Annotated in this window: 19 protein-coding genes; 12 read left to right on the top strand and 7 right to left on the bottom strand. The window is 60.5% G+C overall.

What is annotated here, in order from left to right; translation table 11 throughout:
- The first annotated feature begins 101 nt into the window (after positions 1-101).
- The 8 genes from AC1MDC_RS24405 to AC1MDC_RS24370 all read left to right on the top strand — a co-directional run bounded on the left by AC1MDC_RS24405 (position 102) and on the right by AC1MDC_RS24370 (position 11,434).
- Entirely contained in the window at positions 102-416 is a 315-nt protein-coding gene (locus tag AC1MDC_RS24405; protein WP_480393840.1) for an ElaB/YgaM/YqjD family protein, read from the top strand.
- A 2-nt stretch (positions 417-418) separates the two neighbouring features.
- Positions 419-805 (top strand): phage holin family protein, encoded by a 387-nt coding sequence (locus tag AC1MDC_RS24400; RefSeq protein ID WP_085700075.1) that lies wholly within the window; start codon positions 419-421, stop codon positions 803-805.
- On the top strand, positions 802-1,140 hold the full coding sequence (locus AC1MDC_RS24395; RefSeq protein WP_064598290.1) for a hypothetical protein: 339 nt from the start codon (positions 802-804) through the stop codon (positions 1,138-1,140). Before AC1MDC_RS24400 ends, AC1MDC_RS24395 begins: the two co-directional genes overlap by 4 nt.
- Before the next feature lie 123 nt (positions 1,141-1,263).
- Complete coding sequence (locus AC1MDC_RS24390) at positions 1,264-2,427, top strand: EAL domain-containing protein (RefSeq protein ID WP_085700073.1); 1,164 nt, start codon at positions 1,264-1,266, stop codon at positions 2,425-2,427.
- Positions 2,428-2,495: 68 nt separating this feature from the next.
- Positions 2,496-3,824, top strand: coding sequence for a deoxyguanosinetriphosphate triphosphohydrolase (locus AC1MDC_RS24385; RefSeq protein ID WP_085700071.1), 1,329 nt, complete (start codon positions 2,496-2,498; stop codon positions 3,822-3,824).
- Positions 3,825-4,163: 339 nt separating this feature from the next.
- Positions 4,164-4,790, top strand: coding sequence for a response regulator transcription factor (locus AC1MDC_RS24380; protein ID WP_085700069.1), 627 nt, complete (start codon positions 4,164-4,166; stop codon positions 4,788-4,790).
- A gap of 8 nt (positions 4,791-4,798) precedes the next feature.
- The gene (locus tag AC1MDC_RS24375; RefSeq protein WP_085704432.1) at positions 4,799-8,443 is read left to right on the top strand and encodes a transporter substrate-binding domain-containing protein; all 3,645 of its coding nucleotides are present in this window, start codon (positions 4,799-4,801) and stop codon (positions 8,441-8,443) included.
- A gap of 48 nt (positions 8,444-8,491) precedes the next feature.
- Positions 8,492-11,434, top strand: coding sequence for an HD domain-containing phosphohydrolase (locus AC1MDC_RS24370; RefSeq protein WP_480393839.1), 2,943 nt, complete (start codon positions 8,492-8,494; stop codon positions 11,432-11,434).
- Here the strand turns inward: AC1MDC_RS24370 and AC1MDC_RS24365 are convergent, their stop codons facing one another.
- Both AC1MDC_RS24365 and AC1MDC_RS24360 read right to left on the bottom strand, forming a co-directional pair.
- Entirely contained in the window at positions 11,435-11,917 is a 483-nt protein-coding gene (locus AC1MDC_RS24365; protein WP_085700063.1) for a GAF domain-containing protein, read from the bottom strand.
- Positions 11,914-12,804, bottom strand: coding sequence for an ATP-binding protein (locus AC1MDC_RS24360; RefSeq protein ID WP_085700061.1), 891 nt, complete (start codon positions 12,802-12,804; stop codon positions 11,914-11,916). Before AC1MDC_RS24360 ends, AC1MDC_RS24365 begins: the two co-directional genes overlap by 4 nt.
- A gap of 124 nt (positions 12,805-12,928) precedes the next feature.
- Here AC1MDC_RS24360 and AC1MDC_RS24355 point away from each other — a divergent pair, with 124 nt between their 5' ends.
- Entirely contained in the window at positions 12,929-15,292 is a 2,364-nt protein-coding gene (locus AC1MDC_RS24355) for a hybrid sensor histidine kinase/response regulator (protein ID WP_371917935.1), read from the top strand.
- Here the strand turns inward: AC1MDC_RS24355 and AC1MDC_RS24350 are convergent.
- From AC1MDC_RS24350 to msrB, 3 genes are all read right to left on the bottom strand, one after another.
- A complete protein-coding gene (locus AC1MDC_RS24350) occupies positions 15,276-15,737 on the bottom strand; it encodes a MarR family winged helix-turn-helix transcriptional regulator (protein WP_085700056.1) in 462 nt (153 codons plus the stop codon). The genes AC1MDC_RS24355 and AC1MDC_RS24350 overlap by 17 nt on opposite strands.
- Complete coding sequence (locus tag AC1MDC_RS24345; protein WP_085700054.1) at positions 15,734-16,219, bottom strand: glutathione peroxidase; 486 nt, start codon at positions 16,217-16,219, stop codon at positions 15,734-15,736. The genes AC1MDC_RS24350 and AC1MDC_RS24345 overlap by 4 nt, the downstream gene beginning before the upstream one ends.
- Positions 16,220-16,320: 101 nt before the next feature.
- A complete protein-coding gene (gene msrB, locus AC1MDC_RS24340; RefSeq protein ID WP_085700159.1) occupies positions 16,321-16,716 on the bottom strand; it encodes a peptide-methionine (R)-S-oxide reductase MsrB in 396 nt (131 codons plus the stop codon).
- A 225-nt stretch (positions 16,717-16,941) separates the two neighbouring features.
- Between msrB and AC1MDC_RS24335 the strand changes: the two genes are divergently transcribed.
- A complete protein-coding gene (locus tag AC1MDC_RS24335; RefSeq protein WP_007955711.1) occupies positions 16,942-18,153 on the top strand; it encodes a pyridoxal phosphate-dependent aminotransferase in 1,212 nt (403 codons plus the stop codon).
- A 303-nt stretch (positions 18,154-18,456) separates the two neighbouring features.
- Positions 18,457-19,344, top strand: a complete 888-nt coding sequence (gene htpX, locus AC1MDC_RS24330) for a protease HtpX (RefSeq protein WP_085700052.1) — start codon at positions 18,457-18,459, stop codon at positions 19,342-19,344.
- A 59-nt stretch (positions 19,345-19,403) separates the two neighbouring features.
- Here the strand turns inward: htpX and AC1MDC_RS24325 are convergent, their stop codons facing one another.
- Positions 19,404-20,057: a thiopurine S-methyltransferase gene (locus AC1MDC_RS24325; RefSeq protein WP_480393838.1), complete on the bottom strand. Its 654-nt coding sequence runs from the start codon at positions 20,055-20,057 to the stop codon at positions 19,404-19,406.
- A gap of 102 nt (positions 20,058-20,159) precedes the next feature.
- Here AC1MDC_RS24325 and AC1MDC_RS24320 point away from each other — a divergent pair, with 102 nt between their 5' ends.
- Positions 20,160-20,927, top strand: coding sequence for a DODA-type extradiol aromatic ring-opening family dioxygenase (locus AC1MDC_RS24320; RefSeq protein ID WP_085704424.1), 768 nt, complete (start codon positions 20,160-20,162; stop codon positions 20,925-20,927).
- 77 nt (positions 20,928-21,004) lie between these two features.
- Here AC1MDC_RS24320 and AC1MDC_RS24315 read toward each other — a convergent pair whose 3' ends face one another.
- A complete protein-coding gene (locus tag AC1MDC_RS24315; RefSeq protein ID WP_085704422.1) occupies positions 21,005-22,678 on the bottom strand; it encodes a DEAD/DEAH box helicase in 1,674 nt (557 codons plus the stop codon).
- Positions 22,679-22,978: the final 300 nt, after the last annotated feature.

Raw genomic sequence — 22,978 nt, 5'->3', positions numbered from 1 at the left:
CAGCAAAAGTTGTACCAGCCATTTGCACTGAACCTTCACACTTGGCTCATACTCGAACGCTTCAGAACGCTGCTTCAAAACGCCACTTACGGAGATCCCCCATGGCCAGCATCAAGGCAAAGACTGCTCAAGAAATCCTGATGAACGACTTCCAGACGCTGGTCAGCGACACTGAACGGTTGCTGGAACACACCGCCACGCTGGCCGGTGATCAGGCTGACGAGTTGCGCGAGCAAATCCACGAGAGCCTGCTGCGCGCACGGGAAACCCTGAAGTTGACTGAAGAGACTCTGCGCGAGCGCGGTCAGGCTGCGGTCACCGCCACCGAGGAATATGTGTCCGCCAACCCTTGGCAATCGGTGGGCATCGCCGCCGGCGTAGGGTTTCTGATCGGCCTGCTGGCCACGCGGCGCTGATCATGTCGATCGGTGAATCCGGCCCGAACACGGGCACCGCCTCCTCCACACGACGTCTGGGCGCCGCCGTTCTCGGTCTGCTGCACAGCCACGTCGAATTGTTCGGTATCGAATTGCAGGAGCAGAAGTCACGTACCGTCAGCCTGTTGCTGTTCGCCGGCCTCGCGCTGGTGTTTGCGCTGCTGTTGCTGGTTGGCCTGTCGACGCTTGTCCTGATTGTGTTCTGGGACACCTATCGCCTGGCTGCAATCATTGGTCTGTGTGTGTTCTATACCCTGGCAGCAATCTTTTGCGCGCTGCGTCTCAAGGCCGCGATCTTCGATGAATCCTCGCCCTTCCACGGCACGCTGGAAGAATTGGCCAACGACCGGGAGCGCCTGTTGCCATGAGCCTGCCTGAACTTCCGCACAACAGCTCACGCCGGGAAATGCGCAAGGCACTGATCCGTTTGCGCATGGAAATGCATCGTCAGGAAATCCGCCACGAAACCGGCCAGGTCCTGCAACCACTGCAACGCATGCGTGGCATGACGCAAAACCTGCAGGGCGGTTTCGGCATCAAGCACGCGCCGTTATGGGGCGTGGCGGCCGTGACGCTGCTGGGCTTCATCACGGGAAAAGGAGCCAAAAGCGGTGGTGTCGGCGGCTTGACCCGACTGATCCGCCTGGGCACCAGCCTCGCTCCACTGATCAAGCTGGTCATGCAGAGTTCGAGCAAACGCTGACCCTTCGCATCTGGCTGCATTCTTGCAACATCAGCGGGATTGAATCTCTTATCCGGAGATTCAATCCCGCTCGCCTATCCGGCCGGCAGAATTCGACCAGAACAAGAACGACAAGGAGGCCCCGTGATCGACGGGCAACCGCTCGCCTGCTTTCAACCTTTCATCGATACCGCCACCGGACGCATTGCAGGTGTCGAGGCACTGGGTCGTCTGCGCCAGGCCGATGGCCAACTGGTATCGGTCGGACCGCTGTTCGCCGACCCGCGCACCCCGGCCGTCGCGCTGCGCCGACTGGACCGGCAGATCCGGGATAACGCGTTGAGCCGACTGCACGAAGCGCCGCCGGACTGGTTTCTCAGCCTGAACATGTCACCGCGCTGGATCAGTCGCTTGCGTGCCGACCAGGCCTTGCCGAGCCTGAAACAGCTTGCACGGCACGGTATCGATCCACAGCGGATTGTTTTCGAGATTACTGAACTTGGCGGCAACAGCCAGCGCCTGAGCGAAGTCGTGGCCCGCTATCGCGATGCCGGTGCCCGGATTGCCATCGACGATTTCGGCGCCGGCTATTCGCAGCTTGATCGCGTGCTGGCGCTGCAACCGGACATTCTCAAACTCGACATGCGCCTGTTCCAGGCCGCCGCACTTGGCGGCCCGAGCAGTGACGTGGTCAAAGCCCTCGCGCAAATGGCCGAAAAAACCGGCTGCTGGATCATTGCCGAAGGCGTGGAAACCACGGCGCAGCTGAATTTCGCGCTGGAGTGCGGATCGCGCTACGTGCAAGGTTTTCTGTTCGCCCGGGCGCATGAGGCACTTTTCGGCACGGATGACTTCGTTGAGCGCTTTGCCGAGCTGCGCCAGTCCTACGTGCGCCAGAAGCTGGCCGAACGCAGCAGATGGATGTTCATGCGCCAGCAGCTCGGCGAACTCATGACCATCCTGCAAACCTGGGCCCAGGCCCGCGCCCCGCTCAGCGCCCTGCCACAGCTCGACGCCTTCCCGTGGCTGCTGCGCTTTTACCAATGCGACCGTCACGGCACCCAGCTGACGCCAAACCTGGAATGGCGACAAAGCGGCTGGGTCGCCGACAATCGCTACCTGGGCCACAACTGGTCGTGGCGCCCGTACTTCTATCACCTGCTGGCCGAAGGCTGGGAAGAACGGCGCCTGACGCTTTCCAACACCTATCGCGACGCCACCAGCAACCAGTATTGCCTGACCGCCGGACAGTTTTTCGATAACGGCGAGCGCCTGCTGCTGATCGACATCGATGCGGCAGGATTGTAGTTGCGCTTGCAGATGCCAGCCTGAACCGGGAAGCTAGGGAATCAGTCACCAGACGGAGAGAATCAGCCTTGGATTGGCATACCCTGCTCAACCGCGAACGTCTCGGCAAACCCTTGCACAGCCCGCAGGAACTGGGCCGCAGCCCGTTCCATAAAGACCATGACCGCATCATCTTCTCCGGCGCCTTCCGCCGCCTGGGGCGCAAGACCCAGGTGCATCCGGTGTCGAGCAACGACCACATTCACACGCGCCTGACCCACTCGCTGGAAGTCAGTTGTGTCGGCCGCTCGCTGGGCATGCGCGTCGGTGAAACCCTGCGCCGCGCCCTGCCCGAATGGTGCGAACCGAGCGATCTGGGCATGGTGGTTCAATCGGCCTGCCTGGCACACGACATCGGCAATCCGCCGTTCGGCCATTCCGGTGAAGACGCGATCCGTCACTGGTTCCAGCAGGCTGCCGGGCGCGGATGGCTGGACGCGATGAGCGACGCCGAGCGCGGCGACTTCCTGAATTTCGAAGGCAATGCCCAGGGTTTCCGGGTGCTCACGCAGCTGGAATATCACCAGTTCGACGGCGGGACACGACTCACCTACGCCACCCTCGGCACCTATCTGAAGTACCCGTGGACCGCGCGACACGCTGACTCCCTCGGTTACAAGAAGCACAAATTCGGTTGCTATCAGAGCGAACTGCCGTTGCTGGAGCAGATCGCCCACAAGCTGGGTCTGCCGCAACTGGAAGAGCAACGTTGGGCACGCCATCCGTTGGTGTATCTGATGGAGGCGGCGGACGACATCTGCTACGCCCTGATCGATCTGGAAGATGGCCTGGAAATGGAGCTGCTGGATTATGCCGAAGTCGAGTCGCTGCTGCTCGGTCTGGTCGGCGATGATCTGCCCGAAACCTATCGCCAGCTCGGCCCGCAGGATTCACGCCGGCGCAAACTGGCAATCCTGCGCGGCAAGGCCATCGAACATCTGACCAACGCGGCCGCCCGAGCCTTCGTCGAACAACAGGACGCACTGCTGGCCGGTACGCTGCCGGGGGATCTGGTGGAGCACATGCACGGTCCGGCCAAGCGCTGCGTGTTGAACGCCAAAGACATCGCCCGCAAGAAAATCTTTCAGGACAAGCGCAAGACCCTGCATGAAATTGGTGCTTACACGACCCTGGAGATTTTGCTCAACGCCTTCTGCGGTGCGGCCCTGGAACAGCACAACGGCCGCACGCCGTCGTTCAAGAGCCGCCGGATTCTCGATCTGCTGGGCAACAACGCACCGGATCCGTACGGTCCTCTACACACATCGTTCCTGCGCATGATCGACTTCATCGCCGGCATGACCGACAGCTACGCCAGCGACATGGCGCTGGAAATGACCGGCCGTTCCAGCCACTGACGCCTGCACCCCCGCCCAATCTGCAATGGATCGGGCGGGTCTTGTGCAATAACGGCGAAAAGACAGACCTTTCCTTTTTTATATGTTCAAGAAGGCGAAACCGGAAAACCGATAATAGTTTCAGCATCGACCGCACTGCGCCCCCTCCAAACTTAAACAAGAACAACTCTTGAACATCTCACGCCTCTACCTACGTCAAACCTAGTTAACACGTAGTCTGATTCTTCTTTATTTGTAGGACTTCTCCCTGATTGCTGCTGACGGCCTGCCAGTTCATGCGAGCGTTCATTCATCTGAGCTAAGGTTCGCCCTTTATTTGCGCTCGTATGGGATTTGATTATGAACTCCGTTTTTATTGTCGACGATCACCCGGTCATCCGCCTTGCCGTTCGAATGCTGCTGGAGCATGAAGGTTATAAAGTCGTCGGAGAAACCGATAACGGTGTCGATGCCATGCAGATGGTTCGCGAATGCATGCCCGACCTGATCATCCTCGACATCAGCATTCCCAAACTCGACGGCCTGGAAGTCCTGTCCCGCTTCAACGCAATGAGTTCGCCATTCAAGACGCTGGTATTGACTGCGCAATGCCCGACCCTGTTCGGCATACGTTGCATGCAGTCAGGTGCCTCGGGTTACGTGTGCAAACAGGAAGACCTGAGCGAACTGGTCAGTGCAATCAAAGCCGTACTGTCCGGTTACAACTACTTTCCCAGCCAGGCCTTGAATCCGGTTCGTCAAGATGATGTGCGCTATGTAGAACTTGAACTTTTCAAATCCGTCAATGACCGGGAACTGATGGTGCTGCAATTATTTGCTCAAGGACGCACCAACAAGGAAATAGCCAAAGGCATGTTTCTCAGCAATAAAACCGTCAGTACTTATAAAAAACGCCTCATGCAAAAACTCAAAGCCAAGTCCCTTGTAGAACTTATCGAAATGGCCAAACGTAACGCACTCGTGTGAGAGCCAACATGCCCAGTCGCTTAAAGAGTTTTCTGATTGCATTGAGTGCATGCCTGTGTATCAGCGCACCTGTCACGGTTGCATCGCTTACCTTCCAGGACTTTGTCCTGCTTGCGCGCTCGACCGACAGATCCATATCGGTCTCGCTCGAGCCCGCGCAGATGGCGTGGCTGCACGCTCGCAATGAGTTGATTCTTGGGGCCTCTGCTCCCGACTATCCGCCCTTCGACATGACCACCAGCGGGCACGACTTCGAGGGATTCACGGCGGACTACGCGGGGCTGGTCGGCCAGGCGACCGGTCTGCCGGTCAAGGTCAGGCGCTTCGCGTCTCGAGAAGCCGCGATTCGGGCATTGATCGACGGCAGCATCGACATGCTCGGCACATCCAACGGCTTCGAAGCGGAAAACCCGGACATCGTGCTGTCCCGCCCCTACGCCGTCGATCAACCGGTGCTGGTGACCCGCGAAGGCGAAACCCGCTCTCTGACCGAAGGCCTGGCCGGTCTGCGGCTGAGCATGCTCTATCACTATCTGCCGCTGGATGAGGTCAAGGCGATGTATCCCAAAGCCCTCATCACGTCCTATCCGTCCTACCAGAACGCAATCAACGCCGTCGCATTCGATCAGGCGGACGTGTTTCTCGGCGACACCATTTCCACGCACTACATGATCAGCAAGGGTTACCTGAACAACATCCGCATGGCCAATTTCGGCAAGCACGAGGCTCACGGGTTCAGCTTCGCCGTGCATCGCAACAACGCACAGCTGGTCAAAATCATCGACACCGTGCTCAAGACTGTCCCTGGCAGCGAGCGCGAAAACATCGCCAAGCGCTGGAGCGTCGGCAGCGACACACTGCTCACAGACCAGAAGCTGCAACTGACCCGACGCGAAGAACAGTGGCTGAAAAGGAATCCGGTGGTAAGTGTGGTCGTCAACGAGGCCTTCGCCCCGCTGACGTTCTTCGACAGTGATGGCAACTTTCGCGGCATCAGTGCCGACCTGCTCGAACTCATCCGCTTGCGCACCGGCCTGCGTTTCGACGTCCGCCGCAGCCGCAACGATGCAGAGATGATCAAGCAGGTTGAAAATCACCAGGCCGACCTTATCGCCGCCCTGCTGCCCACCACTCAGCGCGAGCAAACCCTGACCTTCAGTCGCCCCTACCTGGAAAACTCCTATGTCCTGTTGACCCGAAAAGCGGCCGACAGTCCGACCCACCTGGGTCAGCTCAAACGCAAACGACTGGCGATCGCCCAGGGCAATCCGATGATCGAATACCTGCGGTCCGAATTTCCACGTATCCAACTGATCGAAACACCCGACACCTTCAGTGCCGTGGCGTTACTCGACGCAGGTCAGGTCGAGGGCGCAGTGAACTCGCTGGTCATCGCCAACTACTTCATCACATCCCGCATTTTCGAACAGCCACTGCAGATCACCACCACCATCGGCACACGTCAGGCGGCCTTCTCCCTGGCCACAGCTCGAGACAACACGGAACTGAGCTCGATCATCGACAAGTCGCTGATGAGCATCACCCCCGAAGAACTGGGCATCATCAATGGTCGCTGGCGTGGCTACTCAAGTGTTTCGCAAGGCACATGGCATCAGTACCAGCGCTTTTTTTATCAGGCGATCGGCGGCGCCTGCCTGCTGTTGCTGCTGTCGCTGTTCTGGAATGCCTACATGCGCCGCCAGATCAAACAACGCAAGGCAGCCGAACGAGCCTTGAACGATCAACTGGAATTCATGGGCGCACTGGTCAACGGCACACCCCACCCCATCTACGTGCGTGACCGCCAGGGCGTGCTGAAAAGCTGCAATGACAGCTATCTCCAGGCGTTCAATGCCCGACGCGAAGACGTCATTGGCAAAAGTGTGATGCAGGGGCCATCGAACAATGCTTTCGAAGCCCTGACGTATCAGGCCGACTATCAGCGGGTAATGGCCGAGGGCAAACCGCTGGTGCTCGACCGGCCGCTGCAGATCGGCAACCGGCATCTGACGATCTATCACTGGATCCTGCCGTACCGGGACTCCAGCGGTGAAGTTCAGGGAATCATCGGCGGCTGGATCGACATCAGCGAGCGCCGCGAGCTGCTTGATGAGCTGCGCGCTGCCAAGGAGCAGGCGGACGATGCCAACCGGGCCAAAAGTACGTTTCTGGCGACCATGAGCCACGAGATCCGCACACCGATGAACGCCGTGATCGGCATGCTCGAGTTGACGCTCAAGCGCATGGACCACGCTCACCCGGATCGCTCCGGCATCGAAACGGCCTACCATTCTGCCAAGGATCTGCTGGGCCTGATCGGCGACATCCTGGACATTGCCCGCATCGAGTCCGGGCGGCTGAGTCTGAACCCCGAGCGAATCAACCTGATCGATACCGTCGGTTCTGTGGTCAGAATCTTCGAAGGGCTCGCCCGGCAGAAACACCTTTCACTGGCGATGTCCGTCTCTCCGCCGGAACTGGATGTCGATGTACACCTCGACCCGCTGCGCTTCAAGCAGGTGCTGTCGAACCTGATCAGCAATGCCATCAAGTTCACCGAAGCAGGACACATCAAAATCACGCTGGATGTTCAACCCACCGACGATCCGGAACGCTCGATGGTGCAACTGACCGTACAGGACAGCGGCATCGGGATCACGACGCAGGATCAGTTGCGACTGTTCGAACCCTTCGCCCAGGCCGGCAACGGCGGACAACGAACCGTCAGCGGCGCGGGCCTGGGACTGGTCATCAGCCGCAACCTTTGCGAAATGATGGGAGGAAAACTGCGGTTGAGCAGCTTGCCCGGAGTCGGCACACAGGTCAGTGTCTCGCTACCGATGGCCATCCTGCCTGCGCAAGTGGCGAGAGCAGAAGACGAACCGCAGATTCAGGCATCCCTCATCCCCTTGACGGTTCTGGTGGTCGATGACCATCCGGCCAATCGGCTTCTGATGTGCCAGCAGCTGGAGTACCTCGGGCACCGCTTCAGTATTGCCGAAGATGGCCAGCGCGGACTGGAGCAATGGAAGAACGGCGAATTCGATCTGGTCATTGCCGACTGCAACATGCCCGTCATGAACGGCTATGAGCTGACCCGGGCGATTCGTCAGCACGAAATGCTCACCCGCCGCCCGGCGTGCACGGTGCTGGGGTTCACCGCCAATGCCCAGCCGGAGGAAATCCAGCGCTGCAAACAGGCCGGCATGAACGAGTGCCTGTTCAAACCCCTGAGCCTGAACAGCCTGAGCCAATGGGTCGACAGCGTTAAGCCGTTGTTCCGTGCGCCGGTGTTCAATCTGCAAGGGCTCACGCTGCTGACCGGCGGCAACCCCTCCCAGACTCACCGCCTGCTGGCAGAACTGCTCAACAGCAGTCGTCTTGACCGGCAGGAGTTGCAGACTGTGTCCCTCACACGGGACCGCCCTGCGCTGGCCGTCATCGCACACAAGATCAAAGGCGCCGCACGCATTGCCCAGGCCACACGTCTGATCGACAGTTGCGATGCACTTGAGCAGGCTTGTCAGCAAGCGCTGCCGGGGGACGAGATCGAGCGTCGCTGTCAGGCCAGCCGCCTTGCCATCCTGGAACTGGAGCAGGCACTGGAACAGCAACTGAACCGGATCAGCCAGAGCAAAGTGACCGGGGCTTAACTATGCTTGGACGCTGAGCGGTGTGCTTACCTACACGGAGAGTCCGCAATGCCCAGCCCACTGCGCCCGGAACAACGCCGGTTCCCGCTGCATGTGCACATCAGCGTCATGTTCACCTTTCTGCTGTTGCTCACCGGGGTGGTGCTGGGTCTGTTCAACTATCGACAGACCACACAGATCATCCTGTCGAGCAGCGAAAAACTGTTCAATCGCATCGAACAGGATGTACGCCTCGATCTGCAAGCCACTTATGCACCGATCCGGCATTTGCTGAGTCTGTTGGCCGACACCCCTGCCGCCCGGTCTTCCGGTCTCGAACCGCGCCTGGCGCTGCTCAAGCCGTTCAGCCAGTCCCTGACGGACAATCCGGATCTGGCCTCGCTGTATCTGGGATATGGCAACGGCGACTTCTTCATGGTTCGTCCTTTGCGCACGCCGGCGCTGAAAAACCTGCTCAAGGCACCCGAGGCAGCGGCTTTTCAGGTCTGGAGCATCGAACACGACGCCAGCGGTCAGGCGCATTCGCAGTCGCTGTTCTTCGATCAGGCCCTGTCCCCGGTCGGCCGGCAGGACAACCCCGACGATCCTTATGATCCCCGCAGCCGGGCGTGGTACATCAACGCGCGGCAGCAGACCGAACAGATCACCACCGAACCCTACGTCTTTTTCTCCACCCGCAACGTCGGCACGACACTGGCTCGACGCAGCGGTGATGACGCGGTGATCGGTGCCGACCTGACCCTCGACGCACTCTCCGCAACCCTGATCAAACACGTGGTGACACCCGCCACGGAAATCGTCCTGTTCGACGCCGACGGCAATGCCGTGGCCTATCCCGACAGCAGCCGGTTGATCGTCGATGACCGAACCGCGCGTCTGGCCAAGGTTGCCGACTTGAGCCCCGCCCTGCATGCCTTGTTTTCCGGTCACCAGGGCAATCGGATCAAGGCCGACGGCCGGCAATGGATCGTCGCCCGCAGCCAGTTGCAGGAAGGTGGACCGAAGGGCTTGCAGATGGCGTTGCTGGTGCCGGAGGACGAGTTGCTGGTCGACGCCTACCGCATGCGCTGGCAAGGCGCGCTGATCACGCTGGCCACCCTTCTGCTGTGCCTGCCGCTGGGCTGGCTGATCTCGCGAATTCTGGTCAAGCCGCTGCATGCGCTGGTCAAGGAGGCCGACGCGATTCGCAGTTTCGATTTCAATTTTCCCGTGACCCGACGTTCGCCGGTGCTGGAGGTCGACCAGTTGAGTCTGTCGATGGCCCGCATGAAAGACACTCTGGCCAGTTTCTTTCGGATCACCGACAGTCTGACCGCCGAAACCCGCTTCGCCCCGCTGCTGCAACGGGTGCTGTTCGAGACCGTGCAGATCGCCCAGGCCCAGGCGGGCCTGATTTATCTGCGCGAAAACGATGGCGATCGCATGGAGCCCTGCGGTCTGGTGGTCGACGGCGTGTCCCAAAGCCTGGCCGCGTTCGATATTCAGGGGCACAACCTTGACACCGCTCCGAGTCCCGAATGGTTCCGACAACTGGCGAACGCCAACACGGTCGTGAGCAATCTGGGTTTCGAACAGGCCACCGACCTGCAGAAAGTGCTGCTGGCCATGGAATCGCCGAGGGTTCATCTGATCGGTATCCGCCTGCATAACCGGCACAACGAGACCGTCGGCCTGCTGGTACTGCTGATCAATGACAGCGGTACGGCGAGCGATCTGGAAAAGCTGCGGCCCGATCGCATCGCCTTCCTGCAAGCGGTGTCCGGGGCGGCGGCGGTGAGTATCGAGAGCCAGCGCCTGCAAGCCCGGCAGAAACAATTGCTGGACGCGTTCATTCAGTTGCTGGCGGGCGCCATCGACGCCAAGAGCCCTTATACCGGCGGGCATTGCCAGCGCGTGCCGGAGCTGACGCTGATACTCGCCCATGCCGCAGCGGCCAGTCAGGCACCGGCGTTCAGTGACTACCATCCGAATGAAGACGAATGGGAGGCCTTGCATATTGCCGCGTGGCTGCACGATTGCGGCAAGGTCACGACCCCGGAATACGTGGTCGACAAAGCCACCAAACTGGAAACCCTGAACGATCGTCTTCATGAAATCCGCACCCGCTTCGAATTGCTCAAGCGCGATGCATGGGTCAGCTACTGGCAAGCCGTGGCCATGGGCGGCGATGAACGGCAACTGGCCGAGCTGCGCGACGCAACCCTGACAGCACTGGATGACGATTTTGCATTCGTCGCCCACTGCAATCTGGGCAGTGAAGCGATGGCCGAGGCCGATCTGCAACGTCTGCAACGTATTGCGCAACGTACCTGGACCCGCACGCTGGATGATCGACTGGGCTTGTCGTGGGAAGAGAACCGGCGTCAGGCACGCACCCCGGCACCGACCTTGCCGGTCAGCGAACCGCTGCTGGCGGACAAGCAGGAACATCTGCTGGAACGCGCCGAGGGCGAGCTGATTCCGGAGGACAATCCGTGGGGCTTCAAGCTCGACGTGCCGCCTTACAAATACAATCGCGGCGAGCTCTACAACCTCAGCATTCCTCGGGGCACGCTGACCCGCGAAGAACGCTACATCATCAACCACCACATGGTGCAGACGATCCTGATGCTCAGTCACCTGCCCTTCCCCGGGCATTTGAACAGCGTGGCGGAAATCGCCGGGGGGCATCACGAAAAGATGGATGGCACCGGTTATCCCAAGCGCCTGAAACGCGAAGACATGAGCCTGCCGGCGCGGATGATGGCGATTGCCGACATCTTTGAAGCCCTGACCGCCGCCGACCGCCCGTACAAAAAGGCCAAGTCCCTCAGTGAAGCGCTGGGGATCATGGCCACCATGTGCCGCGAGGCTCACATCGATGCCGAGCTGTTCGGGCTGTTCGTTCGCGATGGCGTGTATCTGCAGTACGCCACGCGTTTTCTCGATCCACGGCAGATCGATGCCGTGGACCCGGCGGCCGTGCTGCTCAAGGCAGGCCTGGCGGTGTGATCAGCAGTCGGTCAGGCGCAGGAAAATCGCCGCCAGCTGTTCGATCCCGGCCTGATCCTCGGCACCGAAACGCGCGAGCTTCGGGCTGTCGAGGTCGAGCACACCGATCAGACGACCGTCCTTGACCAACGGCACAACCAGCTCGCTGTTCGACGCACTGTCGCAGGCGATATGGCCGGGGAACGCGTGAACGTCTTCGACCCGTTGCGTCTGCAGGCTGGCAGCCGCCGCGCCGCACACACCGCGACCGAACGGAATGCGCACGCAGGCGATCTGGCCCTGGAACGGGCCAAGCACCAGCTCTTCGTTGCGATTGAGGTAGAAACCGGCCCAGTTCAGGTCATCGAGCTGGTTGTACAGGAACGCCGAAAACTGCGCGGCGTTGGCGATGAAATCGCGTTCGTCCGCCAGCAGCGACTCCAGTTGCGCGGCCAACATGCCATAGCCTTCGAGGCCCTGGCCGCTCTGTTGCAAATCAATCATGCCTTGTGCTCCAACAATTTCAGTCCCACCCAGTAACGGGCGAATTGGTATGCGCAACGTCCGTTGCGATTGCCACGACCGGTTGCCCAGCGCACGGCGAGGATGTCCAGTTGTTCGTCGCGCTCCCAGCTCAGGCCGGCCTTGGTGGCCAACTGGCCTATCCAGTGCTCGACGACGTTGAGGAAATGTTCCTGGGTAAACGGATAGAACGACAGCCACAGGCCGAAGCGATCCGACAGCGCGATCTTGTCTTCCACCGCCTCGCTCGGATGCAGCTCGCCATCGACGCGCTTCCAGTTTTCGTTGTCGCTTTCCTTTTCCGGCACCAGATGGCGACGGTTGGAGGTGGCGTACAGCAACACGTTGTCCGGCGCCTGTTCGAGCGAGCCGTCGAGCACGCTTTTCAGCACGCGGTAGTCGCCTTCGCCGGACTCGAACGACAAGTCGTCGCAGAACAGCACAAAGCGCTGCGGCAGCTTGGCGATCTGCTCCACCACCCGTGGCAGGTCCGCCAGGTGATCGCGCTCGATTTCGATCAGACGCAAACCGGCCGAGGCATGTTCAGCCAGCAGCGCGCGCACCAGCGACGATTTACCGGTGCCGCGCGAACCCCACAGCAGCGCATGGTTGGCCGGCATGCCGTCGAGAAACTGCTGGGTATTTCGGCCCAGTTGCTCCAGCTGCCGGTCGACACCGATCAGGTCCGACAGACGCATGTCGAGGCTGACTTCCAGCGGCAGCAGATAACCGCTGCGACCGTCACGCTGCCAGCGTGCAGCCAGGCAGGTACCCCAGTCGATGACCGGGCGTGGAGCCGGCAGCAGCGGTTCGATCCGCGCCAGAACCGACTCGGCGCGCTCAAGAAAAGCATTCAATCGGGAATCCACGTCTTCTCCTCGGGCTCGTTCACAGTGATGATGGCGGTGCAGCGACGACAGACAGCGTTCGAAACCTGTCCCGGCCCTTGCTACAAGGCGCTTCGGGAACTCAGGAGTCCGTACATGATCGACTATGCTTGAGCAGCGAAGGGAAACGGAAGTGGTTCAACACCCCATGGATATCAAATTCACCCACCGGCTGTCGTACAAACAGGCCCGGCTTACCGTGCTGGTCGGGTTCATTCTGGGCACGCTGCTCAGCCTGCTGCAAATCGGCATCGATTATGCCAGTGAAGACGCGTCCATCAACCGTGAAATCCTGTCTTTGCTGGAAATCAGTCACAACCCGGCCTCGCGCATCGCCTACAACATCGATGCCGAACTGGCGCAGGAGCTGACCCTGGGACTGCTGCGCTCGCCGGCCATCATTTCCGCACGCCTGACCGACAACAACCAGACGGTGCTGGCCAACGTCAAACGCCCGGAGCTGCAAAGCGGCTACCGGATGATCAGCGACTTCCTGTTCGGCGCCAAACGCCAGTTCGAAGACCGCCTCTATCTCGATCACTTGCCCAACGAATCCCTCGGCACCCTCAGTCTGGAAGTCGACACGTACGCGTTCGGCAGCCGCTTCCTGCGCCGGGCCGAGGTCACGCTGATCAACGGTTTCGCCCGCAGCCTGATTCTCACCGGGATCCTGCTCGCGCTGTTCTACGTGATGCTGACCAAACCGCTGGTGCGGGTGATCCGCGAACTCAGCAGTCGCGACCCGCGCAGTGCCGAACCGACCACCCTTGAATGTCCAGGCGGACACGCCAATGACGAGATCGGCGTACTGGTCAAGGTGGCCAATCAGCAGTTCGAGAACATCGCCACGGAAATCCAGCAGCGGCGCAATGCGGAAAACCGGCTCACCGATTACCTCGCGCAACTCGAAGACATCGTGTCCGCGCGTACCGCCGAGCTCAAGGCGATCAACGCGCGCCTAAGCCAGTCCAACCGGGAACTGGAAGTGGCCCGCAGCACCGCACTGGACATGGCCGAGGCACGCTCGGCATTTCTCGCCAACATGAGCCACGAGATCCGCACCCCGCTCAACGGCCTGCTGGGGATGATCGCCCTTTCGCTCGACGGCCCGCTCAACCCCGAACAACAGCAACAACTGTCCATCGCTCACGACTCTGGCAAAGTATTGGTGGAGCTGCTCAACGATATTCTCGACCTGTCGAAATTCGATGCCGGGCAACTGGAGCTCGAACATATTCCGTTCGATCTCGGTTCGCTGATCGAAGACACCGCCAACCTGCTGTCGCAGAACGCGGCGCCGAGTGTCGAGCTGACTTGCCTGATCGATCCGTACTTCCCGGCGCTGGTGCTCGGCGATCCGACCCGGGTCAGGCAGATCGTCAGCAATCTGTTGTCCAATGCCCTGAAATTCACCCGCTTCGGCCGGGTCGACGTGCGCTTGTCTACCTGGAAGGACGGAGTCCGGATCGAAGTCTGCGACACCGGCATCGGCATCGCCCAGGAAGCGCAGGTGAAGATTTTCCAGCCGTTCACCCAGGCGGGGGCCGGCATCACCCGCCAGTACGGCGGCACCGGGCTCGGCCTGGCACTGACCCATAACCTGTGCGAAGCCATGCAGGGGCGCCTGACCATCAGTTCCGAAGTGGGTTTCGGCAGTCAGTTCTGCGCCGAACTGCCATTGCCCTGCCACACCCGCGCGGTGATTCCGCCACCGTTGCACGGCAAGGTGCTGGCAATCACCAGCGCGGTCAGCGGGCTGGCAGAGCTGCTGGAAAGTCTGCTGCCGGTCTGGGGGCTGACCTACGAGCAGCGAACCCTCGACGATCCACTGCTTGGCCTGTCCCCCGACGTCATCATCACCGACTGCCCCGAATGCCTGTTCGGCCTGCGCCCGGCGATGACGGCGCCGATTCTGCTGGTAACCGCTTACGGAAGTTTCATGCCGGGTGAGGAAGCCACGGCCCTCGCGCCGTTGCAGCAGCAGGCGCGACCACTGGCCCGCAACGCGCTGTATCAGAATCTGCGCCGGACGCTGTTGCCGGACCTCTCCACCATCGACCGCGCGCGCCTCGAAAGCGTGCCGTCGCAGCGACGCGGTCGGGTGCTGCTGGTGGAGGACAACCCGGTCAACCAGTTGGTGGCCAAGGGCATGCTGGGGAAACTCGGCTGCGAAGTGGTCGTCGCCGCCCATGGTGTGGAAGCGCTGGATCAGCTGGAGCACGACGATTTCGATCTGGTGCTGATGGACTGCAACATGCCTGTGATGGACGGCTACGAAGCCAGTCGCCAGATTCGCCAGAGCGGCCGCTGGCCGCATCTGCCGATTGTCGCCCTGACCGCCAACGCCATGTCCGAGGAACGCGAACGCTGCCGGGCGGCGGGCATGAGCGACTACCTGGCCAAGCCGTTTCGCCGTGAAGAGCTGGCGGCGCTGCTGGATCAGTGGATTCCGACTACGACAGTGCCTTGATCTGCCCCAGCAGGTGATCGAGACCGTCGCGCAAGTCATTGAGCCGGTCCAGATCCACCCCGCTGTCGCACAGCAGCCGTGCTTTCAACGGCCCGACCTGTTCACGCAGCGCTTGCCCCTGAGGTGTGAGGCTCAGATGTACCTCACGCTCATCTCGGGCCGAGCGCTGACGCTGGACCAGCTGCAGTTGCTCCAGACGCTTTAGCAGCGGCGTCAGCGTGCCGGAATCCAGTGCCAGACGCTCACCCAGCGCCTTGACCGTGGGTTGCTCCGGCACGGTTTGCTGCCATTCCCACAACACCAGCATCGCCAGGTATTGAGGGTAGGTCAGGCCGAGCTGTTCGAGCATCGGCTTGTAAGCACGAATCACCGCCCGCGAAGCGGCATACAACTTGAAACACAGCTGGCTGTCGAGCTTCAGCGAATCGGCGGACAAGCTGTTCATTTGAGCAGGGCTTCGATCTCGCGGCTCAGATCCTGCGGCTTGGTAGCCGGGGCGAAGCGCTTGACCAACTGGCCGTCCTTGCCGATCAGGAATTTGGTGAAGTTCCACTTGATGCCCTGGGAGCCCAGCACGCCTGGCGCGCGTTTCTTCAATTGCACGAACAGTGGGTGCGCGTCGGCACCGTTGACTTCGATCTTCTTGAACAGCGGGAAGCTGACCCCGTAGTTCAGCTCGCAAAACTCGCTGATGGCGCCCTCGTTACCCGGCTCCTGCTTGCCGAACTGATTGCACGGAAAACCCAATACCACCAGGCCCTGATCCTTGTAGGTCTGCCACAGCTCCTCAAGGCCTTTGTACTGCGGGGTAAAACCGCATTTGCTGGCGGTATTGACCACCAGCACTGCCTTGCCGGCGAAGTCGGCGAGGGTCTTTTGCTCGCCTTTGATGGTGGTGCACGGAATGTTCAGCAGGTTATCGCTCATGGTGCGCACTCTTGAAAATGGATAGGCGGCAAAAATAGCGAGCAATTGAATTGTGTGCAATTTAATTATTCGAAAGGCGACCCGTGGATCGCCCATTTCGGTTACTCGCGCGGCACCAGGTCCAGGCACACCGAGTTGATGCAGTAACGCAGACCGGTCGGCGGCGGGCCGTCAGGGAACACATGGCCCAAGTGCGCATCGCACCTGGCGCATTTCACTTCGGTGCGGATCATGCCGTGGCTGGTGTCACGGATTTCGGTCATGGCGTTGTCGCCGATCGGCGCGTAGAAGCTTGGCCAGCCGCAGCCGGAGTCGAATTTGGTCCTGGAGTCGAACAACGGCTCGTTGCAGCAGATGCAGTGGTAGACGCCATCGGTCTTGGTGGCGTTGTACTTGCCGGAGAACGGCCGCTCGGTGGCGCTCAGGCGGCACACGTTGAACTGCTCGGGGTCGAGCATCGCCCGCCATTCTTCCAGGGTCTTTTCAATCTTTTCCATCATCACACCTCAGCGGCTGAAAAAGCCCGATCTGTACCTTTTCCACGGATCGGGCGGCACGTATGATTGCGCCTCGTCACACGCCAGTCTGGCAGCGGGTTCCTGCGCATTCAAACGGATTGTTGGAAACCGCCGCCCAAGACACCTGCCTGTGTGAAGACGCAGGATTCCCAGCACGGTTGTCCACCCGCCGCCTGGATCGTTCATTTTCGGGATCACATCGCCATGCAGTTCAGCAAATCGAACAAGCTCGCCAACGTCTGCTACGACATTCGCGGCCCGGTGCTCAAGCACGCCAAACGCCTGGAAGAGGAAGGCCATCGCATCCTCAAGCTGAACATCGGCAACCCGGCGCCCTTTGGTTTCGAAGCGCCGGACGAAATTCTCCAGGATGTGATCCGCAACCTGCCGACCGCCCAGGGCTACAGCGATTCCAAAGGCCTGTTCAGCGCGCGCAAGGCGGTGATGCAGTACTACCAGCAGAAACAGGTCGAAGGTGTCGGCATCGAAGATATCTACCTGGGCAACGGCGTGTCCGAGCTGATCGTGATGTCGCTGCAGGCGCTGCTCAACAACGGCGACGAAGTGCTGGTGCCGGCGCCGGACTACCCGCTGTGGACCGCAGCCGTGAGCCTGGCCGGCGGTAACGCGGTGCATTACCTGTGCGACGAAGGTGCCGACTGGTTCCCGGACCTGGCCGACATCAAGGCCAAGATCACCCCGAACACCAAGGCGATGGTGATCATCAACCCGAACAACCCGACCGGCGCGGTGTATTCGAAGGAAGTGCTGCTGGGCATGCTCGAACTGGCCCGCCAGCACAATCTGGTGGTGTTCTCCGACGAGATCTACGACAAGATCCTCTACGACGACGCCGTACACATTTGCACCGCCTCGCTGGCCCCGGACTTGCTGTGCCTGACCTTCAACGGTCTGTCCAAGTCGTATCGCGTGGCGGGTTTCCGTTCCGGCTGGATCGCCATTTCCGGGCCGAAACACAACGCCCACAGCTATATCGAAGGCATCGACATGCTGGCCAACATGCGCCTGTGCGCCAACGTGCCGAGTCAGCATGCGATCCAGACCGCTCTGGGCGGCTATCAGAGCATCAACGATCTGGTACTGCCGCAAGGCCGCCTGCTGGAACAGCGCAACCGGACCTGGGAATTGCTCAACGACATTCCCGGCGTAAGCTGTGTGAAGCCGATGGGCGCGCTGTACGCGTTCCCGAAGATCGACCCGAAAGTCTGCCCGATCCACAACGACGAGAAATTCGTGCTCGACCTGCTGCTCTCCGAGAAGCTGCTGGTGGTGCAAGGCACGGCGTTCAACTGGCCGTGGCCTGACCACTTCCGCGTGGTCACCCTGCCGCGGGTCGATGACCTGGACATGGCCATCGGTCGTATCGGCAACTTCCTCAAGTCCTACCGCCAGTAACCGGCGCTCAGTGCGCAACGGCCCGAACGTTGCGCACTGTCTGATTCAGCAACACTTCTGCTCCACCCCTCCTCCAGCACCTTCTACACTTGCGACTCATATGAATCATGCGTGCCTGAGGCAATGAGACCGGGTGCCGCGTGCCTGTCATCCATAACGGTTTCGGCAGTGGGAAATGTCCCATGCCCGGCGAATCCGGTGTAGGACACAGTTTGAAATAGTCACTCGGTTGAATCGCCAGGTGCCGCACCTTATATACCCCGCAGTACGCTACATCTTTAGCTTGAGGAGATTTCTACAACCATGATGCGCATCCTGCTGTTCTTGGCCACTAACCTGGCGGTCGTGCTGATAGCCAGCATCACCCTGAGCCTTTTCGGCTTCAACGGGTTCATGGCGGCCAACGGGGTTGACCTCAACCTCAATCAGCTGCTGGTTTTCTGTGCAGTCTTTGGTTTCGCCGGTTCCCTGTTCTCGCTGTTCATCTCCAAGTGGATGGCGAAGATGAGCACCAGCACCCAGGTCATCACCCAGCCACGCACTCGCCACGAACAATGGCTGCTGCAAACCGTCGAGCAACTGTCCCGGGAGGCCGGGATCAAGATGCCCGAAGTCGGGATTTTCCCGGCCTACGAAGCCAACGCCTTCGCCACCGGCTGGAACAAGAACGACGCTCTCGTCGCGGTCAGCCAGGGCTTGCTCGAGCGCTTCAAGGAAGACGAGGTGCGGGCCGTGCTGGCCCACGAGATCGGCCACGTGGCAAACGGCGACATGGTCACCCTGGCGCTGATCCAGGGCGTGGTGAACACGTTCGTGATGTTCTTCGCGCGGATCATCGGCAACTTCGTCGACAAGGTGATCTTCAAAAACGAAGAAGGCCAGGGCATGGCCTACTACATCGCGACCATCTTCGCCGAACTGGTACTGGGCATTCTGGCCAGCGCAATCGTGATGTGGTTCTCGCGCAAACGCGAGTTCCGTGCCGACGATGCCGGTGCACGTCTGGCCGGTACGGGCGCAATGATCAACGCCTTGCAACGTCTGCGCGCCGAACAGGGCCTGCCGGTGCACATGCCTGACACCCTGAACGCCTTCGGCATCAACGGTGGCATCAAACAAGGGTTCGCCCGCATGTTCATGAGCCACCCGCCGCTGGAAGAGCGTATCGACGCCCTGCGTCGTCGCGGCTGATCAAACCGGCGCAACCATGAGAAGGCCCGCAGTGATGCGGGCCTTTTTTTGCCTGTCGATTACTGCCCGGAAATCCGGTACACCCGCTCCTCCAGCCGAGTTACGCCGGCCTGTACGAACTTCCAGCTATCACCGAGCACGTCCTGTTCTTCCAGCATCTCGACGCGCCAGACACGGCCCAGCAAACGCTGCACTTCGGCATCGTCCACGGAAAATGGCGGCCCGGGCATCTGCGACTGGTCGTAATCCAGCGTCACCAGCAGCCCTCGGCAAGTCGGCAACAGGCCCTGCAAGTGCGCTGCATAACGTTCGCGCATCGACGGCGGCAAGGCAATCACCGCCGCCCGGTCGTACAAGGCGGTGCAACCGGCCACGTCAGCCGCCGTCAGCAAGAAGAAATCCCCGCACCACAACTCGATCGCGCCGGCGCGATAAATCTTGAAGTCGCCCTGCTCGCTGATCTGCGGCTGTAATTGCTGCCCAAGGAAAAAGTCTTCCACGGCCTTCTCCGACAGCTCGACGCCGAGCACCTGATAGCCACGGCCGGCGAGCCACAGCAGATCCAGGCTTTTCCCACACAACGGCACCAGCACACGTGCCTGCGCCGGGATGGCCAGATCGGGCCAGTGCCGCTGCAAATACGGATTCACCTGACGCTGGTGAAAGCCGATCTGGTTCGATTCCCACTTCTTGTGCCAAAACTCCGGCTGCATGCATCCTCCCAAGAATTCGATCAAAAGGCGTTAAAACTTATATTGGAATTAGATCAATGAACTGACTGAAGATGAGCCATCTTAACGCTCAGGAACCCTTCCATGTTTCCCAGCCTGTTTATCTCTCACGGCTCACCTATGCTGGCGCTGGAACCCGGCGCCAGCGGCCCGGCCCTGGCGCGACTGGCAGCCGAACTGCCACGTCCGAAAGCCATCGTCATCGTTTCCGCCCATTGGGAAAGTCATGAACTGCTGGTCAGCAGCCATCCGCAACCGGAAACCTGGCACGACTTCGGCGGTTTTCCCCGCGCGCTGTTTGAGGTGCAGTATCCAGCTCCGGGCGATCCTCAACTGGCTCGCGAGGTCGCCGACTTGCTGACCGCCAACAACCTGCCGGCGCGTCTCGATCCGCAACGACCGTTCGATCACGGCGTGTGGGTGCCACTGTCGCTGATGTATCCGCAGGCGGATATACCGGTGGTTCAGGTTTCCCTGCCCAGCCGAGGTGGCCCGGCGCTGCAGAACCGCGTCGGCCAAGCGCTGGCCAGCCTGCGCGATCAAGGCATTTTGTTGATCGGCTCCGGCAGCATCACCCACAACCTGCGGGAACTGGACTGGCACGCCGGCCCGGAAAGCGTCGAGCCCTGGGCCCGGGACTTTCGTGACTGGATTGTCGACAAGCTTGCGGCCAACGATGAAGCTGCCCTGCACGATTACCGCCAGCAGGCACCGAATGCCGTGCGCAGCCATCCAAGTGATGAACACCTGTTGCCGCTGTACTTCGCCCGAGGTGCCGGCGGTGATTTCAGCATTGCCCATCAAGGCTTCACCATGGGCGCGCTGGGCATGGACATCTACCGCTTCGGCTGATGCCCGAATTGCAGGCAAAAAAAATCCCCGAACCAGTCGGGGATTTTTTATGTTCGATCAATCAACCCAAGGGCGGATCAATCTTCGCGGTAGCGACGCAGCTTCAACTGCTTGCCGGCAACGCGAGTGTCCTTCAGCTTGGTCAGGAGTTTGTCCAGACCCTCTTCCGGCAGCTCGACGAGGCTGAAGCTGTCACGCACCTGGATGCGACCGATGGCTTCACGTGCCAGACCACCTTCGTTGAGGATGGCGCCCAGCAGGTTTTTCGCCGCGATACCGTCACGCGCGCCCAGCGCGGTACGGCAACGGGCACGGCCTTCGCCCAAAGGCATTGGCGCACGACGCTCACGATCACCACGCTCCGGACGATCACCGGAACGCTCAGGACGGTCGCCACGTGGCGCGCTGTTCGGTACCAGTGGACGTTCCTTCTCGATCGCTGCCAGGTTCAGCGCCTGACCATTGGTGGCCTTGCGCAGCAGAGCGGCAGCCAGGGCACGCGGGGTGCAACCGATGTCGGCGGTCAGGCGATCCAGCAGATCACCGTGAGTCGATTCGGCGTCAGCCACCAGCGGCGACAGGCTGTTGGTCAGTTTCTTGATGCGGGCATCGAGAACGGCCTGGGCGTCCGGCAGACGCACTTCGGCAACTTTCTGACCGGTTACACGCTCGATCACTTGCAGCATGCGGCGCTCACGTGGCGTCACCAGCAGCAGCGCGCGGCCTTCGCGACCGGCACGGCCGGTACGGCCGATACGGTGCACGTAGGATTCCGGATCGTACGGCATGTCCACGTTGAACACGTGGGTGATGCGCGGAACGTCCAGACCACGGGCGGCAACGTCGGTCGCCACAACGATGTCCAGACGGCCATCCTTCAGCGAGTCGATGACGCGCTCACGCTGGTTCTGGGCGATGTCGCCGTTCAACGCGGCGGCTTTGTAGCCTTTGGCGTCGAGGGCGCTGGCCAGATCCAGGGTCGCTTGCTTGGTGCGCACGAACATGATCAGAGCGTCGAAATCTTCCACTTCCAGCAAGCTGAGAACGGCAGAAGTCTTCTGGTCAGCGTGAACCAACAGGTGAGCCTGTTCGATCGCGGTAACGGTCTGGGTCTTGCTCTGGATCTTCACGTGCTTCGGATCGCGCAGGTGACGCTCGGCGATGGCACGGATCGATTGCGGCAGGGTCGCCGAGAACAATACGGTCTGACGGGTTTCCGGCATGGCCTTGAAGATGACTTCGAGGTCGTCCATGAAGCCCAGTTTGAGCATTTCGTCTGCTTCGTCGAGAACCAGGTGGTTCACGGTCTGCAGCACTTTTTCGTCGCGACGCAGGTGGTCGCACAGACGGCCCGGAGTGGCGACAACAATCTGTGCGCCATTACGGATTGCTTTCAATTGTGGGCCCATCGGCGCACCGCCGTAGACAGCCACAACAGTCACGCCCGGCATTTGCTTGGCGTAGGTTTCGAAAGCGGTTGCAACTTGCAGCGCCAACTCACGAGTTGGGGCCAGGATCAGAGCTTGCGGCTCGCGCTTGGACGGATCAATGCGGTGCAGGATAGGCAGGGCAAAGGCAGCGGTTTTACCGGTACCGGTTTGCGCCTGACCAATCATATCGTGACCGGCGAGGATGATCGGGATCGACTGCTGCTGAATGGCCGAAGGCTCTTCATAGCCGGTAGCGACTACTGCAGCGACAATATTGGGATGAAGTTCAAGAGCGGCGAAGCCGCCGATTTCCTGGGTCATGGGTCTGCCTCTAAGTGCATCCGCAAAGACCCATGCTCCAAAGCTGCACATGCCGTGTTGAGACTCAAGAGTCGCCCTGGCAGCTTTGTCGGCGGGGATTTGCGAAAACGAATGGATGGAAAAGAATCGTCAAGGAAGAGCCCGCAGTGCGGACGTGCAGCCGAAGCTGACTTCGGGGAATTGCGCTACCTAAACGCGGCCCGGTTAAAGGCCGGCGCGCACTATACCGGAATTTGCCCAAAAAGGGAGCTTTTTTTATCGGTGAAATACAGTTGTCACCGCTGTGTAACGGGGTTTTGC

The sequence above is a fragment of the Pseudomonas sp. 1 genome, assembly GCF_056626735.1.
Note: the sequence above shows the minus strand (reverse complement) of the source record. Positions and strands in the feature narration are given on the sequence as shown.

What these genes read in the sequence shown, in the direction of transcription:
- AC1MDC_RS24405 (WP_480393840.1), top strand. Translation starts at nt 102, where the DNA reads ATGGCCAGCATCAAGGCAAAGACTGCTCAAGAAATCCTGATGAACGAC.
- AC1MDC_RS24350 (WP_085700056.1), bottom strand. Translation starts at nt 15,737, where the DNA reads ATGAACAGCTTGTCCGCCGATTCGCTGAAGCTCGACAGCCAGCTGTGT.
- AC1MDC_RS24380 (WP_085700069.1), top strand. Translation starts at nt 4,164, where the DNA reads ATGAACTCCGTTTTTATTGTCGACGATCACCCGGTCATCCGCCTTGCC.
- AC1MDC_RS24345 (WP_085700054.1), bottom strand. Translation starts at nt 16,219, where the DNA reads ATGAGCGATAACCTGCTGAACATTCCGTGCACCACCATCAAAGGCGAG.
- AC1MDC_RS24375 (WP_085704432.1), top strand. Translation starts at nt 4,799, where the DNA reads ATGCCCAGTCGCTTAAAGAGTTTTCTGATTGCATTGAGTGCATGCCTG.
- AC1MDC_RS24325 (WP_480393838.1), bottom strand. Translation starts at nt 20,057, where the DNA reads ATGCAGCCGGAGTTTTGGCACAAGAAGTGGGAATCGAACCAGATCGGC.
- AC1MDC_RS24400 (WP_085700075.1), top strand. Translation starts at nt 419, where the DNA reads ATGTCGATCGGTGAATCCGGCCCGAACACGGGCACCGCCTCCTCCACA.
- AC1MDC_RS24365 (WP_085700063.1), bottom strand. Translation starts at nt 11,917, where the DNA reads ATGATTGATTTGCAACAGAGCGGCCAGGGCCTCGAAGGCTATGGCATG.
- AC1MDC_RS24355 (WP_371917935.1), top strand. Translation starts at nt 12,929, where the DNA reads ATGCTTGAGCAGCGAAGGGAAACGGAAGTGGTTCAACACCCCATGGAT.
- AC1MDC_RS24315 (WP_085704422.1), bottom strand. Translation starts at nt 22,678, where the DNA reads ATGACCCAGGAAATCGGCGGCTTCGCCGCTCTTGAACTTCATCCCAAT.
- htpX (WP_085700052.1), top strand. Translation starts at nt 18,457, where the DNA reads ATGATGCGCATCCTGCTGTTCTTGGCCACTAACCTGGCGGTCGTGCTG.
- AC1MDC_RS24335 (WP_007955711.1), top strand. Translation starts at nt 16,942, where the DNA reads ATGCAGTTCAGCAAATCGAACAAGCTCGCCAACGTCTGCTACGACATT.
- msrB (WP_085700159.1), bottom strand. Translation starts at nt 16,716, where the DNA reads ATGGAAAAGATTGAAAAGACCCTGGAAGAATGGCGGGCGATGCTCGAC.
- AC1MDC_RS24395 (WP_064598290.1), top strand. Translation starts at nt 802, where the DNA reads ATGAGCCTGCCTGAACTTCCGCACAACAGCTCACGCCGGGAAATGCGC.
- AC1MDC_RS24320 (WP_085704424.1), top strand. Translation starts at nt 20,160, where the DNA reads ATGTTTCCCAGCCTGTTTATCTCTCACGGCTCACCTATGCTGGCGCTG.
- AC1MDC_RS24370 (WP_480393839.1), top strand. Translation starts at nt 8,492, where the DNA reads ATGCCCAGCCCACTGCGCCCGGAACAACGCCGGTTCCCGCTGCATGTG.